Origin of the sequence: Pseudomonas sp. RIT357 (assembly GCF_000632245.1) — a bacterium.
GTDB classification, from domain to species: domain Bacteria; phylum Pseudomonadota; class Gammaproteobacteria; order Pseudomonadales; family Pseudomonadaceae; genus Aquipseudomonas; species Aquipseudomonas sivasensis.
Genome location: NZ_JFYX01000001.1, coordinates 458439 through 472404 on the forward strand (window position 1 = coordinate 458439; position 13966 = coordinate 472404).

At 60.4% G+C, this 13966-nt stretch carries 16 protein-coding genes; 5 read left to right on the plus strand and 11 right to left on the minus strand.

The features are described from left to right. Nucleotides 1-107: 107 nt before the first annotated feature. The 5 genes from BW43_RS25045 to dadA all read right to left on the minus strand — a co-directional run bounded on the left by BW43_RS25045 (nt 108) and on the right by dadA (nt 4148). The gene (locus tag BW43_RS25045; protein ID WP_032884380.1) at nt 108-521 is read right to left on the minus strand and encodes a cytochrome c5 family protein; all 414 of its coding nucleotides are present in this window, start codon (nt 519-521) and stop codon (nt 108-110) included. Between the two features lie 181 nt (nt 522-702). Then, entirely contained in the window at nt 703-1251 is a 549-nt protein-coding gene (locus BW43_RS25040; protein ID WP_003176893.1) for a cupin domain-containing protein, read from the minus strand. 116 nt (nt 1252-1367) lie between these two features. Beyond that, entirely contained in the window at nt 1368-2441 is a 1074-nt protein-coding gene (alr, locus tag BW43_RS25035; RefSeq protein ID WP_032884382.1) for an alanine racemase, read from the minus strand. A gap of 80 nt (nt 2442-2521) precedes the next feature. Beyond that, nucleotides 2522-2875 (minus strand): RidA family protein, encoded by a 354-nt coding sequence (locus BW43_RS25030; protein WP_017135862.1) that lies wholly within the window; start codon nt 2873-2875, stop codon nt 2522-2524. Further along, complete coding sequence (dadA, locus tag BW43_RS25025; RefSeq protein WP_032884384.1) at nt 2847-4148, minus strand: D-amino acid dehydrogenase; 1302 nt, start codon at nt 4146-4148, stop codon at nt 2847-2849. The genes BW43_RS25030 and dadA overlap by 29 nt, the downstream gene beginning before the upstream one ends. Before the next feature lie 156 nt (nt 4149-4304). On the opposite strand from dadA, the gene BW43_RS25020 reads away from it, so the two are divergent. Continuing rightward, complete coding sequence (locus BW43_RS25020) at nt 4305-4793, plus strand: Lrp/AsnC ligand binding domain-containing protein (RefSeq protein ID WP_003176896.1); 489 nt, start codon at nt 4305-4307, stop codon at nt 4791-4793. A gap of 40 nt (nt 4794-4833) precedes the next feature. Here the strand turns inward: BW43_RS25020 and BW43_RS25015 are convergent, their stop codons facing one another. Next, a complete protein-coding gene (locus BW43_RS25015; protein ID WP_032884386.1) occupies nt 4834-5187 on the minus strand; it encodes a YkgJ family cysteine cluster protein in 354 nt (117 codons plus the stop codon). Nucleotides 5188-5302: 115 nt separating this feature from the next. On the opposite strand from BW43_RS25015, the gene BW43_RS25010 reads away from it, so the two are divergent. Next, the gene (locus BW43_RS25010) at nt 5303-6595 is read left to right on the plus strand and encodes an FAD-binding oxidoreductase (RefSeq protein ID WP_032884388.1); all 1293 of its coding nucleotides are present in this window, start codon (nt 5303-5305) and stop codon (nt 6593-6595) included. Here the strand turns inward: BW43_RS25010 and BW43_RS25005 are convergent, their stop codons facing one another. Then, entirely contained in the window at nt 6596-6820 is a 225-nt protein-coding gene (locus tag BW43_RS25005; RefSeq protein ID WP_032884390.1) for a DUF1127 domain-containing protein, read from the minus strand. It abuts the gene before it with no gap. A gap of 166 nt (nt 6821-6986) precedes the next feature. Here BW43_RS25005 and BW43_RS25000 point away from each other — a divergent pair, with 166 nt between their 5' ends. Both BW43_RS25000 and BW43_RS24995 read left to right on the plus strand, forming a co-directional pair. Continuing rightward, on the plus strand, nt 6987-8411 hold the full coding sequence (locus tag BW43_RS25000; protein WP_032884391.1) for a PLP-dependent aminotransferase family protein: 1425 nt from the start codon (nt 6987-6989) through the stop codon (nt 8409-8411). Between the two features lie 62 nt (nt 8412-8473). Further along, complete coding sequence (locus BW43_RS24995; RefSeq protein WP_032884392.1) at nt 8474-10039, plus strand: phospholipase D family protein; 1566 nt, start codon at nt 8474-8476, stop codon at nt 10037-10039. A gap of 64 nt (nt 10040-10103) precedes the next feature. On the opposite strand, the gene BW43_RS24990 is transcribed toward BW43_RS24995, so the two are convergent. After that, a complete protein-coding gene (locus BW43_RS24990; RefSeq protein ID WP_032884393.1) occupies nt 10104-11246 on the minus strand; it encodes an MFS transporter in 1143 nt (380 codons plus the stop codon). Between the two features lie 151 nt (nt 11247-11397). After that, on the minus strand, nt 11398-12891 hold the full coding sequence (locus BW43_RS24985; RefSeq protein WP_032884395.1) for an aldehyde dehydrogenase: 1494 nt from the start codon (nt 12889-12891) through the stop codon (nt 11398-11400). A gap of 230 nt (nt 12892-13121) precedes the next feature. On the opposite strand from BW43_RS24985, the gene BW43_RS24980 reads away from it, so the two are divergent. Next, nucleotides 13122-13484 carry a cupin domain-containing protein gene (locus BW43_RS24980; RefSeq protein ID WP_032884397.1) on the plus strand — a complete coding sequence of 121 codons (363 nt, stop codon included), beginning with the start codon at nt 13122-13124 and terminating at the stop codon, nt 13482-13484. Nucleotides 13485-13556: 72 nt separating this feature from the next. On the opposite strand, the gene rpmG is transcribed toward BW43_RS24980, so the two are convergent. Both rpmG and rpmB read right to left on the minus strand, forming a co-directional pair. Beyond that, nucleotides 13557-13712 carry a 50S ribosomal protein L33 gene (gene rpmG / locus BW43_RS24975; protein WP_003176906.1) on the minus strand — a complete coding sequence of 52 codons (156 nt, stop codon included), beginning with the start codon at nt 13710-13712 and terminating at the stop codon, nt 13557-13559. A gap of 11 nt (nt 13713-13723) precedes the next feature. Further along, a complete protein-coding gene (gene rpmB / locus BW43_RS24970; RefSeq protein WP_003176907.1) occupies nt 13724-13957 on the minus strand; it encodes a 50S ribosomal protein L28 in 234 nt (77 codons plus the stop codon). Between the last annotated feature and the right edge of the window lie 9 nt (nt 13958-13966).

Here is a 13966-nt window from a genome sequence, read left to right on the forward strand (position 1 = left end):
GTTGGACCGAGCTTGCCGGGTCTTTGCTGCAAAGAACAGCCTCGACGGGTAAATCACAGGCACAAAAAAGCCGCTCGTAAGCGGCTTTTTTGGCGAAGATCGGCAGGTTACAGGCCGGACATCTTCTTGATCGCGCCTTTAAGCTCTTCATCCGAGCAATCAGCACAGGTGCCTTTAGGTGGCATGGCGTTGATGCCGGTGATCGCCTTGGCCAGGATGCCGTCGAGGCCGCCCTGGTGGTCGGCGCGTTCTTTCCAGGCGGCGGTGTCGCCGATTTTCGGCGCGTTCAGCAGGCCGGTACCGTGGCACGCGTTGCAGTGTTTGGCGATGATGTCATCCGGGGTTTTCGCGCCGCCGCCGCCGCCCGCTGCCACGGCGACTTCCATGCCTTTGCATTCCTCGCCTTGGACGCAGACCTGGCCCACCGGCTCCAGACGCTTGGCAATATCATCATTGGTCGCAGCTTGTGCGCTCACAGCCCATAGGGCCAGTACGGTTGCTGGTGCAGCCAGCATTTTCATAATTAGGTTCACGCGTTCACCCTCAATGGTGGCTATTCACGCCTGCGGCCACGGTTTCGCAGGCGGCGAAAGTATAACGGTTAGCCCGCCGGGCCGAAACAACCCTATTAAATAAAGGGAGATTCAGCCTCGCGGAATACAGCTCGGGTGTCTCTGCAACGCTGGCAGGACGCCTCTATTCTTAAAAGTTCGCGGGTGTGGCTGCGCTGATTAGTCGCGCCGGTACGTCGAACGGATTTCGAAAACGATGGGGCTTGGTACTTTCAAAGTAGTAGCTATCGCCAGCTTCGAGCACAAAAGTTTCAAGACCGACCACCAATTCAAGGCGACCTTCCACCAGAATCCCGGTTTCTTCGCCTTCGTGGGTGAGCATTTCTTCGCCAGTGTCGGCGCCCGGTGGGTAGATCTCGTTGAGAAACGCGATGGCCCGGCTCGGGTGCGCTCGACCCACCAGTTTCATGGTGACGGCGCCGTCAGAGATGTCGATCAGCTCATTGGCTTTATAGACGATCTGTGTCGGTATTTCCTGGAGGATCTCTTCGGAAAAGAACTCGACCATGGACATGGGAATGCCGCCCAGCACCTTGCGCAAGGAGCTGATTGAGGGGCTGACACTATTTTTTTCGATCATCGAAATGGTGCTGTTGGTGACGCCCGCGCGCTTGGCGAGTTCACGCTGGGAAAGACCCTTCAGCTTGCGGATGGATTGCAGTCGTTCGCCGACGTCCAATGCGGGAGCCTCCTAGGATTCAGGCTTTGTTGTAATTGAGCGTTATCATGGCGACAGCGTTCAGTATTTACAACACTTGGGCCTAAATCCCAGGAAGCTGTGTTCGTGCCTGACCGTCAAGCGCCGGAATAGAGCCTTGGCACCCGGCGCAGGTTGCAGAAGATCTGGTAGGGAATGGTCTCAGCGGCAACCGCGACGTCACTGGCGAGGATGTTCTTGCCCCACAGCTCCACCGTAGAGCCAAGACCTGCCTCAGGGACGTCGGTCAGATCGATGCACAGCATGTCCATGGACACGCGCCCCAGCAATTGGCTGCGCTGCCCCGCCACCAACACAGGCGTGCCGGTAGGCGCGTGGCGCGGGTAGCCGTCGGCATAACCCATGGCAACCACGCCGATACGCATCGGTTTAGGCGTGATAAACCGGGCGCCGTAGCCCACTGGCTCGCCGGCCGGCAGTTCGCGTACGCAGATCACTTTCGATTCCAGGGTCATCACCGGCTGCAGACGTGCGGCAATGGAATGGTCTTCGCCAAACGGCGTCGCGCCATAAAGCATGATGCCGGGGCGCACCCAGTCGCTGGTCATGCTCGGCCAGCCCAGCACCGACGGCGAATTGCGCAGGCTGACCTCGGCCGCCAGGCCTTGTCGCGCCGCCTCAAACACCGCGACTTGCTCGTTGCTGCCGACGCAATCGAGTTCATCGGCGCGAGCAAAGTGGCTCATCAATACAATTTTCGCGACTTTGCCGCTGGCCAGCAGGCGCTGGTAGGCCTCGTGATAATCCTTTGGATGCAGGCCGACGCGATGCATGCCCGAATCCAGTTTGAGCCAGATGGTCAGGGGCTTGCTCAGTTTGGCCTGTTCGATCGCCTCCAGTTGCCACAAAGAATGCACTACGCACCACAAATCATGCTCGATGATCAGCGGCAACTCGTCGGCTTCGAAGAAACCTTCCAGCAGCAGCACCGGCGCCCGAATACCGGCGGCACGTAGCTCCAGGGCTTCCTCGATGCATGCCACGGCAAACCCATCTGCCTCGGCTTCCAGCGCCTGGGCCACACGCACGGCACCATGGCCGTAGGCGTCGGCCTTGACCACGGCAAGGGCCTTGGCCCCCGTAATTTCACGGGCCAGTTGGTAGTTGTGGCGCAGGGCTTGGAGGTCGATCAGGGCACGGGCAGGACGCATGGCGGCAGGCTTCTAGGCGGCTAAGTGAAGAAAAAACCGGTACCGACCAACAGCTTCGGCACCGGGAGAGGGATCGTTGTTTAAGGCAGCGCGGCCACGACGGACAGCTCTACCAGGATTTCTGGTTCGCACAATTTGGCCTCGACAGTGGCGCGGGCCGGAGCGACGCCTTTTGGCAGCCACTTGTCCCACACCGCGTTCATGCCGGCGAAATCGGCGTCGATGTCTTTCAGGTAGATCGTCACCGACAGCAGCTTGGTCTTGTCGGTGCCGGCCAGGTCCAGCAAACGCTCGATATTGGCGAGGGTTTCACGGGTCTGCTGTTCAATCCCGGCGTTCATGTCGTCGCCGACTTGCCCGGCCAGATACACGGTACCGCTGTGGACTACGATCTGGCTCATGCGCTCATTGGTGAGCTGGCGCTGGATTGACATGTTGTGCGGACTCCTGGTGGTTGCCGTAACGGGAAATATCGAGGCCTGCGGCGCTGATCTGCGGGGTTTTCTTAGCCATCAGATCAGCCAGCAAACGACCGGAGCCGCAGGCCATGGTCCAACCGAGGGTACCGTGGCCGGTGTTCAGGAACAGATTCTTGAACGGGGTGGCACCGACAATTGGTGTGCCATCGGGTGTAGTCGGGCGCAGGCCGGTCCAGAACTCGGCGGTTGCCAGATCGCCGCCCTGAGGATAAAGGTCGTTGACGATCATCTCCAGGGTTTCACGCCGACGCGGGTTAAGCGACAGGTCAAAACCGGCTATTTCAGCCATGCCTCCGACGCGAATGCGGTTGTCGAAACGGGTGATCGCGACCTTGTAGGTCTCGTCGAGAATGGTCGAAGTCGGCGCCATCGCAGGGTTAGTGATCGGCACTGTCAGCGAGTAGCCCTTGAGCGGGTAAACCGGCGCCTTGATTCCCAGCGGTTTGAGCAGCTTCGGCGAGTAGCTGCCGAGCGCGAGCACATAGCGGTCGGCGGTTTCCAGCTTGCCGTCGATCCACACGCCGTTGATGCGGTCACCGGCGCGGTCGAGGCGCTGGATGTCCTGTTCAAAGCGAAACTCCACGCCCAACTGCTTGCACATCTCGGCCAGGCGGGTGGTGAACATCTGGCAGTCGCCAGTCTGGTCGTTCGGCAGGCGCAAGGCACCTGCAAGGATATCGGTGACATTGGCCAGGGCCGGCTCAACGCGGGCAATGCCGGCGCGGTCGAGCAGTTCGAAGGGCACGCCGGATTCTTTCAATACCGCGATGTCTTTGGCGGCGCCATCCAACTGGGCCTGAGTGCGGAACAGTTGAGTAGTCCCCAGGCTGCGACCTTCGTAGGCAATGCCGGTCTCGGCGCGCAACTCGTCGAGGCAGTCACGGCTGTACTCGGACAAGCGCACCATCCGCTCCTTGTTCACCGCATAACGGCTGGCGGTGCAGTTGCGCAACATCTGCGCCATCCACAGGTATTGATCGATATCGGCCGTGGCCTTGATCGCCAGCGGTGCGTGGCGTTGCAGCAGCCATTTGATGGCCTTGAGCGGCACACCTGGCGCGGCCCATGGCGAAGCGTAGCCTGGGGACACTTGGCCGGCGTTGGCGAAACTGGTTTCCATGGCAGCAGCGGGCTGACGGTCGACCACAACGACTTCAAAGCCAGCCCGAGCCAAATAGTAGGCACTGGTCACACCAATGACGCCGCTACCCAAGACCAGAACGCGCATTTTTATATCCTCATCGCGGGCTTAGCCGCTGACGTGTGTTATTCGAGCAATGATGGGCGCAGTATAAAAAGCAATCACCAGTGCATTTCACTATATAAATGCCTATATTTGGCGACAATTCTCGGCAAAAACCCTTTTCACAGAGGCGTATCCCCTATGCGTACCAACACCCAGACCAAACGGGAACTGGACAAGATCGACCGCAACATTCTGCGCATCCTGCAGACCGACGGGCGTATCTCGTTCACAGAGCTGGGGGAAAAGGTCGGGTTGTCGACCACGCCATGCACCGAACGGGTCCGCCGGCTGGAGCGTGAAGGGATCATCATGGGCTATAACGCGCGGCTCAATCCCCAGCATTTGAAGGGCAGTTTGCTGGTATTTGTCGAGATCAGCCTCGATTACAAATCCGGCGACACCTTTGAAGAGTTCCGCCGCGCCGTACTGAAACTGCCCCATGTGCTGGAATGCCACCTGGTGTCCGGCGACTTCGATTACCTGGTGAAAGCGCGGATTTCCGAGATGGCGTCGTACCGCAAATTGCTGGGGGACATTCTGCTCAAGCTGCCCCATGTGCGGGAGTCCAAGAGCTATATCGTGATGGAAGAGGTGAAAGAGAGCCTGAACCTGCCGATTCCTGACTAACCGACGCAACGCCCTCCCGCATTTTGATCGAGTACACCCGCTAGACGAGTACTTGCCGGGTGCTCGCCATGTACTCATGGATTTGCTTCTCCACCCGAGGATGAATCAGCTCCACTGGCCGCCGCCCATTGGGGCACGGCAAGGTCGAGGTGGTACCGAACAACCGGCAGATTAGCGGCCTTTCGTCATACACCGTGCAGCCATTGGGCCCTAGGTGGACGCAGTTCAGTTCGTCCATGGCCGCGTCCTGCTCGGCGGCGGTCTTACGCGGCAGGCGCGACATTTCCTCGGGCGATGTGGTCACCGGCCCACAGCAGTCGTGACAACCGGGGACGCACTCGAACGAAGGAATCTGACGGCGCAATGCGCTGACTTTCTGACTGTTGCAACTCATCGAAACACGTACCGAACGGCAAATAGGCGTGGATTCTGACGCAAAACGCCCCGCACAGACAGCTTCGCCCGACCGTTGTATCCTGCGTCAAATTTTCCAAACAGGGATTCCGCCCATGATCGCCAGCGCCCGGCACACCGCTTCCTACTACGCCGCCAGCAGCGTGCCGCAACCCGATTACCCGGCGTTGACAGGCGAAGTGACTGCCGACGTGTGTGTTATCGGTGGGGGGTTTTCCGGGCTTAACACCGCCCTGGAACTGGCCGAGCGCGGCTTGCGCGTGGTGTTGCTGGAAGCGCGCAAGATCGCCTGGGGCGCCAGCGGGCGTAATGGCGGGCAACTGATTCGCGGCGTCGGCCACGGCCTGGACCAGTTCACCAACGTGATCGGCTCCGATGGCGTGCGCGAGATGAAGTTGATGGGCTTGGAGGCTGTGGAGATCGTGCGCGAGCGTGTCGAGCGCTACCAGATCCCCTGCGACCTGACGTGGGGCTACTGCGACCTCGCCAACAGGCCTCGTGACCTGCACGGCCTGGCCGAAGACGCCGAAGAACTGCGCAGCCTGGGCTATCGCCATGAGGTGCGCCTGCTGCAAGCCGCCGAGATGGGCAGTGTGATCGGTTCCGACCGCTATGTGGGCGGCATGATCGACATGGGTTCAGGCCACCTGCACCCGCTGAACCTGGCGCTCGGCGAAGCGGCCGCCGCACAGGGGTTGGGCGTGCAGTTGTTTGAGCAGTCCGAAGTGACGCGCATCGACTACGGCCCCGAGGTCAAGGTGTATACCGCCAATGGCCATGTGCGTGCCAAGACTCTGGTGCTGGCCTGCAACGCCTACCTCAACGGCCTCAACCCACACCTGAGCGGCAAAGTGCTGCCCGCCGGAAGCTACATCATCGCCACCGAACCTTTGAGCGAAGCTCAGGCCGCCAGCCTGTTGCCGCAAAACATGGCGGTGTGCGACCAACGAGTGACGGTGGACTACTTCCGCCTGTCCGCCGACCGTCGCCTGCTGTTCGGGGGGGCGTGCCACTACTCCGGTCGTGATCCCCAGGACATCAGCGCCTACATGCGGCCGAAAATGCTACAGGTGTTCCCACAGTTGGCCGACGCAAAAATCGACTATCAGTGGGGCGGCATGATCGGCATCGGCGCCAATCGCTTGCCGCAGATCGGCCGGTTGGCGGATCAACCCAACGTGTATTACGCCCAGGCCTACGCGGGCCATGGCCTAAACGCCACGCACCTGGCAGGCAAGCTGCTGGCCGAAGCCATCAGCGGCCAACAGCAAGGGCGTTTCGATCTGTTCGCAAAGGTGCCGCACATCACCTTCCCCGGCGGCAAGCACCTGCGCTCGCCGCTTCTGGCGCTGGGGATGCTCTGGCACCGCCTCAAAGAGCTGGTGTGATCAACCGCGCCAGAAAGGCTTCAAGCCTTCCTGGCGTGCCTGTTCGACAGTCAGCCCGATATCCTGCAATTGCTCACAGGTCAGCGTCAGCAGGGCCTTGCGGGTATGGCGACGATGCCAGAACAGGCTCCAGCGGTTACCCGTGAGCGCAGACAGTACCCGCTGCTGCCCTGCTTCCAGTTCCTGACCGTGTAACGCCAGCCTCACATCGCTCATGCCGTTCATTTTGTTGCCCCTCAGTGGCGTGTTGCCTTGAGTGACAAGAATGGGCGATCGGCAAAAACCATTACAGATTCAACCCACCTTTATTAAATCCATACAGAAACTGCCTCTGAGCGGCTGAATCCTGTATTTTCCCCCTATCTGTACTGGTCCATTGGGAGCGACCGTCATGACCCTCTATGTCAACCTCGCCGAATTGCTGGGCACTCGTATCGAACAGGGCTTCTATCGCCCCGGTGATCGATTGCCATCTGTACGGGCCTTGAGCGTGGAACACGGGGTCAGCCTGAGCACCGTGCAACAGGCTTATCGCGTGCTGGAAGACAACGGTCTGGCGATGCCCAAGCCCAAGTCCGGCTACTTTGTACCCGTCGGCCGCGAGCTGCCGGCATTGCCGGAGGTGGGCCGGCCAGCACAGCGGCCGGTGGAAATCTCCCAGTGGGACCAAGTGCTGGAACTGATTCGCGCCGTGCCACGCAAAGACGTCATACAGATGGGCCGCGGCATGCCGGATGTATTGTCGCCCACCCTGAAGCCCTTGTTGCGCAGCCTCGCGCGCGTAAGCCGGCGTCAGGATCTGCCCGGGCTGTACTACGACAACATCCTCGGCTGTATGGAATTACGTGAGCAAATCGCACGGCTGTCATTGGATTCCGGCTGCCAACTGACCGCCGAAGACATCGTAATCACCACTGGCTGCCATGAGGCGCTGTCCGCCAGCATCCACGCTATCTGTGATCCTGGGGATATCGTCGCGGTGGACTCGCCGAGCTTTCACGGCGCCATGCAGACCCTCAAGGGGCTGGGCATGAAAGCCCTGGAGATTCCCACCGACCCCATCACCGGCATCAGCCTTGAAGCACTGGAACTAGCCTTGGAGCAGTGGCCGATCAAGGTCATCCAGTTGACCCCCAACTGCAATAACCCCTTGGGCTACATCATGCCGGAGGCACGCAAACGCGCACTGCTGACCCTGGCCCAACGCTTTGACGTGGCAATCATCGAAGACGACGTTTATGGCGAATTGGCCTACAGCTACCCGCGCCCGCGCACTATCAAATCCTTCGACGAAGACGGCCGAGTGCTGCTCTGCAGCTCCTTCTCGAAAACCCTCGCGCCGGGCCTGCGTATTGGCTGGGTAGCACCGGGGCGCTACCTTGAGCGGGTACTGCACATGAAATACATCAGCACCGGCTCCACCGCGACCCAACCGCAGATCGCGATTGCCGAATTTCTCAAAGGCGGGCATTTCGAACCTCATTTGCGGCGGATGCGCACTCAATACCAGCGTAATCGCGACTTGATGCTCGATTGGGTCAGCCGCTATTTCCCGGCGGGCACCCGCGCCAGCCGCCCCCAAGGCAGCTTCATGCTCTGGGTGGAATTGCCGGAAGGCTTCGATACCCTCAAGCTCAACCGGGTGCTGGTGGAACAGGGTGTACAGATTGCGGTAGGCAGTATCTTTTCTGCGTCGGGCAAGTACCGCAACTGCCTGCGCATGAACTACGGTGCTAAACCAACCCCGCAGATTGAAGAAGCGGTACGCAAGGTCGGTGCCGCCGCGATAAAGATGTTGGCCGAGTCGACCGACTGACCTTTCGCGGGAAATTGCCGTCATATGCCGACAACTGCCCTGATCTGGAAGCGCCTCCCTTGATGATTCGACGGCTTTTACCGCTTTTCCTGCTGGGAGCACTGAGCCTGGGTGGCTGCGCCACGGTGAGCACTGAGCGCATCCCCAGCGACGCACTGCCGGCTGCACAGTCGTCGTTCGGCCGCTCGATCCAGGCCCAGGCCGCGCCTTACCAAGGGCGCTCCGGTTTCCGCCTGCTGCCCAACAGCAGCGAAGCCTTCATGGCCCGCGCCGAGCTGATCCGTAACGCCCAGACCAGCCTCGATCTGCAGTACTACATCGTCCACGATGGCATCAGTACGCGCATGCTGGTAGATGAACTGCTCAAAGCCGCCGACCGTGGCGTGCGCGTGCGCATCCTGCTGGACGACACCACCAGCGACGGCCTCGACCAAATCATCGCCACCCTCGCCGCCCACCCCAAGATCGAAATTCGCCTGTTCAACCCCCTGCACCTGGGGCGCAGCATGGGTGTGACGCGGGCCATGGGTCGCCTGTTCGACCTGTCGCTGCAACACCGGCGCATGCACAACAAGTTGTGGCTGGCGGACAACAGCGTGGCCATCGTCGGCGGGCGAAATCTGGGGGATGAGTATTTCGACGCCGAGCCCAATCTGAACTTCACCGATATCGACATGCTCAGCGTCGGGCCGGTGGCCGAGCAGCTCGGGCACAGTTTCGATCAGTACTGGAACAGCGCCCTGAGCAAACCCATCGACGACTTCGTCTCAAACAGCCCCTCCAAAGGCGACCTGGCCGTCGCGCGCGTGCGCCTGGAGGCGTCGTTGGCCGAGTCGCGCCAGCAGAATCACGCGCTGTACAACCGCCTGCGCGCCTACCAGACCCAACCGCGCATGGACATCTGGCGTCGCGAGCTGATCTGGGCCTGGAATCAGGCGTTGTGGGACGCGCCGAGCAAGGTGCTGTCCAAGGCCGACCCAGACCCACGCCTGCTGCTGACCACCCAACTGGCGCCGGAGCTGGAGGGTGTCAACCAAGAGCTGATAATGATCTCGGCGTACTTCGTACCGGGGCAGCCAGGACTGGTGTACCTAACGGGGCGCGCCGACGCGGGTGTGTCCGTGAGCCTGCTGACCAACTCCCTTGAAGCCACCGACGTGCCGGCGGTGCACGGTGGCTATGCGCCGTATCGCAAGGCGCTGCTGGAGCACGGAGTCAAACTCTATGAACTACGCCGCCAACCGGGCGACGGGGGTGGCAGCGGCCCGCACTTGTTTCGCCGGGGCACCTTCCGAGGTTCGGATTCCAGCCTGCACAGCAAGGCAATGATCTTTGATCGGACGAAATCGTTTATCGGCTCGTTCAACTTCGACCCACGCTCTGTGCTGTGGAACACCGAAGTCGGTGTCCTGGTGGACAGCCCCGAACTGGCGGAACACGTGCGCAAACTGGCGCTGCAAGGCATGGCGCCCGCCTTGAGTTATGAGGCGAAACTGCAGGACGGCAACGTGGTGTGGGTGACCGAAGATAACGGTCAACTGCACACCCTGACACGCGAACCTGGCAGTTGGTGGCGGCGCTTCAATGCCTGGTTTGCCACTTCGGTCGGCCTGGAACGCATGCTCTAAGCACAATGAAGATCCAATGCGGGAGAGGGCTTGCCCCCCCTCCCACATTCGATCGCCTTTCAAATCAGGCTGGCTGTGCGGTACCGAATGCGCCCTGGCGCAGCAACAGCACCACCAACCCCAACGCCCCGGCTGCCATTAACAGCGGCAGCGCATGCCCGTTGATCCACTGGCTGCCCGCACCGGCCACCAGCGGGCCGACCAGGCACCCGATGCCCCACAACTGAGCGATATGGGCATTGGCGCGCACCAGCGCATCGTCACGATAGCGCTCGCCAATCAGGATCAACGAGAGGGTAAACAACCCTCCAGCACTGGCGCCGAACACTACCCATATCGGCCAGATCAACAGCGTGTGCAACGTCAACGGAATCGCCAGGCTGGACGCCAGTAACAGCACCGCGCAACTCAGAAACAGCGTACGTCGAGGCAGGTAGTCGGCCAGCGCACCGATGGGCAATTGCAGCAGCGCATCGCCGACCACCACCGTGCTGACCATCGCCAAGGCGATCTCGGCAGTAAAACCCTGTTGCAGGCAATACACCGGCAGCAGCGTCAGGATCATTGCCTCGAACGCGGCGAACAGCGCCACCGCCCAGGCGATCGCCGGCAGGCTCTTACAGAAGCGCCACAGGTCAGCGAAGGTCACGCTGAACGAGTCAGCGGTGGGCGCACCTGAGCGTCCCAGCAGCAACAGCGGCGCCACCAGCAACAGGCCAACGCCGACCCAGAAGCCGTAGTCATGGTCGGTGCCAATCAGGCCTAGCAGCAGTGGGCCCGAGAGCTGGCTCAGGGCATAACTGCAGCCATATAACGCCACCAGGCGGCCGCGCCACTGCTCCACCACCAGTTGGTTGATCCAGCTTTCGCCGAGGATAAACACAATGGTCAGAATCACCCCGATCATCAGCCGCAGCACCAGCCATACGGGGTAACTGGGCAGAATCGCCAGCAAACCGATGGACACAGCCCCCGCCCACAGGCACAGGCGCATCAGGTTGGCAGTGCCGAGCCAGGAGGCCAGCCGACTGGAGACCTTGGCACCGAGCAATACGCCGAAGGCCGGCATGGCGGCCATCACGCCAATGGCGAAACTGCCGTAAGCCCAGCCTTCCAGGCGCAGGGACACCAGCGGCATGCTCACCCCCAGGGCCAGACCGACACTGAGTACCGAGGCCAACACGGCGAAATAGGTCGCCCAACGCATTGCCACACTCCTGTGGATAATTCTTGAGGACACACAAAGCAGTGTGGGAGGGGGATTGCCCCCGATCGCGGTGAATCATTGGGCACTTTTAGTGCCTGACACACGGCTATCGGGGGGCAACCCCCCTCCCACATTTGGCCTGCGGTGTTGCTTAGAGCTTGATCCAGGTCGACTTCAGCTCGGTGTATTTGTCGAACGCGTGCAGCGACTTGTCGCGACCATTACCCGACTGCTTGAAGCCACCGAACGGCGCGGTCATATCACCGCCGTCGTATTGGTTGACCCACACGCTGCCGGCGCGCAGGGCCTTGGCGGTCAGGTGCGCTTTGGAAATATCAGCAGTCCACACGGCTGCGGCCAGACCATACACCGTGTCGTTGGCGATCTTGATAGCCTCTTCGGCGCTGTCGAACGTAATTACCGACAGGACTGGGCCGAAGATCTCTTCCTGGGCGATCTTCATGGCGTTGGTCACACCATCGAAAATCGTTGGCTCCACGTAGGTACCGCCGGTTTCCTCCAGGATGCGCTTACCACCGGCCACCAGTTTGGCGCCATCGGTGTGACCCGCTTCGATGTAAGACAGCACGGTGTTCATCTGCTGGGTATCCACCACAGCGCCGACGGTAGTCGCCGGGTCCAGCGGGTTGCCAGGTTTCCAGGCCTTGAGGGCCTCGATAACCAGCGGCAGAAATGTATCTTTGATCGAGCGCTCCACCAGCAAGCGCGAACCCGCGGTACAGACTTCGCCCTGGTTGAAGGCAATGGCGCTGGCTGCGGAGTTGGCGGCAGCTTGCAGGTCCGGCGCATCGGCGAACACGATATTAGGGCTCTTGCCGCCAGCTTCCAGCCATACGCGCTTCATGTTCGACTCGCCGGAGCGGATCAACAGTTGCTTGGCGATCTTGGTCGAACCGGTGAATACCAGCGTGTCGACGTCCATGTGCAGCGCCAGGGCATTTCCGACGGTGTGGCCGTAGCCCGGCAGCACGTTGAAAACGCCTTTCGGAATACCGGCCTCAACAGCCAGGGCCGCGATGCGGATGGCCGTCAGGGGAGATTTTTCGGAAGGCTTGAGGATCACCGAGTTACCGGTGGACAGCGCCGGGCCGAGTTTCCAGCACGCCATCATCAGCGGAAAGTTCCACGGCACAATGGCGCCAACCACGCCGACCGGCTCGCGGGTCACCAGGCCCAGTTGATCGTGCGGCGTGGCGGCGACTTCGTCATAGATCTTGTCGATGGCCTCGCCGCTCCAGCTCAGGGCATTCGCCGCGCCGGGTACGTCAATGTTCAGGGAATCGCTGATTGGCTTTCCCATGTCCAGGGTTTCAAGCAGTGCCAGCTCTTCGGCATTGGCCTTGAGCAGCGCAGCGAAACGGATCATGGTGGCTTTGCGTTTGGCCGGCGCAAGGCGCGACCAGACACCGGAATTGAAGGTGGCGCGGGCATTTTCCACTGCGCTCTGGGCGTCGGCGGCATCACAGCTGGCGACAGTGGCCAACAGACGGCCATCGACCGGGCTGATGCATTCGAAGGTGTCGCCGGAAGCAGCGTCGGTGTACTCGCCATTGATGTAGGCGCGGCCTTCGATCTTCAGATCCTTGGCGCGTTGTTCCCAATCGGCACGGGTCAGGGTGGTCATGCGAGTGTCCTCCTCTTATTGAATACAAGGGCCAGGCGATGTCCCCCGGCAGCCTCAAAGAATGCTTGCCCGCCAACCAACTATTCGGCTCAAAGGCAGCTGCCACCCTAAACCAGCGGCTGGGGATGTTTCAATATATTTGACATAACGCGGGTAAACGCCCTTGCGATGTTCATTTTAATAAACATAGACTTTGGGCACTTCAACCCCAGGCCAGACGGGACACGCACATGAGCATCCAGGACATCGTCGACTTCAGCCAAGCCACCACCGCCCCCGACCGCTATCGCCCTGCCGCCGAAAAAATCCTCAAGGGCGATCCCGAACAAACGGTCTACAACCACTACAACAGCCCATGCGGCCAGATGAGCGCCGGGGTCTGGGAAGGTGATGTCGGGCAGTGGACGGTCAGCTACACCGAGCATGAGTACTGCGAAATCGTGCAGGGTGTGTCCGTGCTGCGCGACGCCGAGGGAAATGCCAAGACCTTGCGCGCCGGCGACCGCTTTGTGATTCCTGCTGGCTTCAGCGGCACCTGGGAAGTACTGGAACCATGCCGCAAGATCTACGTGGTGTTTGAACAGAAAACCTGATCAACCAAATTCCACGCAAAAAAAAGCCCGACTCGTGAGAGACGGGCTTTTTTTCACAAGGAAGAAAATCAATTACTTGATTTTGCCTTCTTTGTAGATCACGTGCTTGCGAACGCGCGGGTCGAACATTTTCTTTTCGAGCTTGTCCGGGGTAGTACGCTTGTTCTTGTCGGTAGTGTAGAAGTGACCAGTACCGGCGCTAGAGATCATTCGAATCAATTCACGCATGATAGAGCTCCTTAGATCTTGCCAGCGGCACGGATTTCGGCCAGCACGACAGTGATGCCACGCTTGTCGATGATACGCATGCCTTTAGCAGATACACGCAGGCGAACAAAACGTTTCTCTTCTTCAACCCAGAAGCGGTGATGCTGCAGGTTCGGCAGGAAACGACGACGGGTTTTGTTATTTGCGTGGGAAATGTTATTCCCAGTCACCGGACCCTTACCGGTAACTTGACAGACTCTCGACATGCCTCAGCC

Bases quoted from the DNA above. Each gene is read 5' to 3' on its own strand.
- BW43_RS25015 (WP_032884386.1), bottom strand. From the start codon at position 5,187: ATGAGTTGCAACAGTCAGAAAGTCAGCGCATTGCGCCGTCAGATTCCT.
- rpmG (WP_003176906.1), bottom strand. From the start codon at position 13,712: ATGCGTGAATTGATTCGAATGATCTCTAGCGCCGGTACTGGTCACTTC.
- BW43_RS25010 (WP_032884388.1), top strand. From the start codon at position 5,303: ATGATCGCCAGCGCCCGGCACACCGCTTCCTACTACGCCGCCAGCAGC.
- BW43_RS24980 (WP_032884397.1), top strand. From the start codon at position 13,122: ATGAGCATCCAGGACATCGTCGACTTCAGCCAAGCCACCACCGCCCCC.
- BW43_RS25045 (WP_032884380.1), bottom strand. From the start codon at position 521: ATGAAAATGCTGGCTGCACCAGCAACCGTACTGGCCCTATGGGCTGTG.
- BW43_RS24985 (WP_032884395.1), bottom strand. From the start codon at position 12,891: ATGACCACCCTGACCCGTGCCGATTGGGAACAACGCGCCAAGGATCTG.
- alr (WP_032884382.1), bottom strand. From the start codon at position 2,441: ATGCGTCCTGCCCGTGCCCTGATCGACCTCCAAGCCCTGCGCCACAAC.
- BW43_RS25030 (WP_017135862.1), bottom strand. From the start codon at position 2,875: ATGTCAATCCAGCGCCAGCTCACCAATGAGCGCATGAGCCAGATCGTA.
- BW43_RS25020 (WP_003176896.1), top strand. From the start codon at position 4,305: ATGCGTACCAACACCCAGACCAAACGGGAACTGGACAAGATCGACCGC.
- rpmB (WP_003176907.1), bottom strand. From the start codon at position 13,957: ATGTCGAGAGTCTGTCAAGTTACCGGTAAGGGTCCGGTGACTGGGAAT.
- BW43_RS25005 (WP_032884390.1), bottom strand. From the start codon at position 6,820: ATGAACGGCATGAGCGATGTGAGGCTGGCGTTACACGGTCAGGAACTG.
- BW43_RS24995 (WP_032884392.1), top strand. From the start codon at position 8,474: ATGATTCGACGGCTTTTACCGCTTTTCCTGCTGGGAGCACTGAGCCTG.
- BW43_RS24990 (WP_032884393.1), bottom strand. From the start codon at position 11,246: ATGCGTTGGGCGACCTATTTCGCCGTGTTGGCCTCGGTACTCAGTGTC.
- dadA (WP_032884384.1), bottom strand. From the start codon at position 4,148: ATGCGCGTTCTGGTCTTGGGTAGCGGCGTCATTGGTGTGACCAGTGCC.
- BW43_RS25000 (WP_032884391.1), top strand. From the start codon at position 6,987: ATGACCCTCTATGTCAACCTCGCCGAATTGCTGGGCACTCGTATCGAA.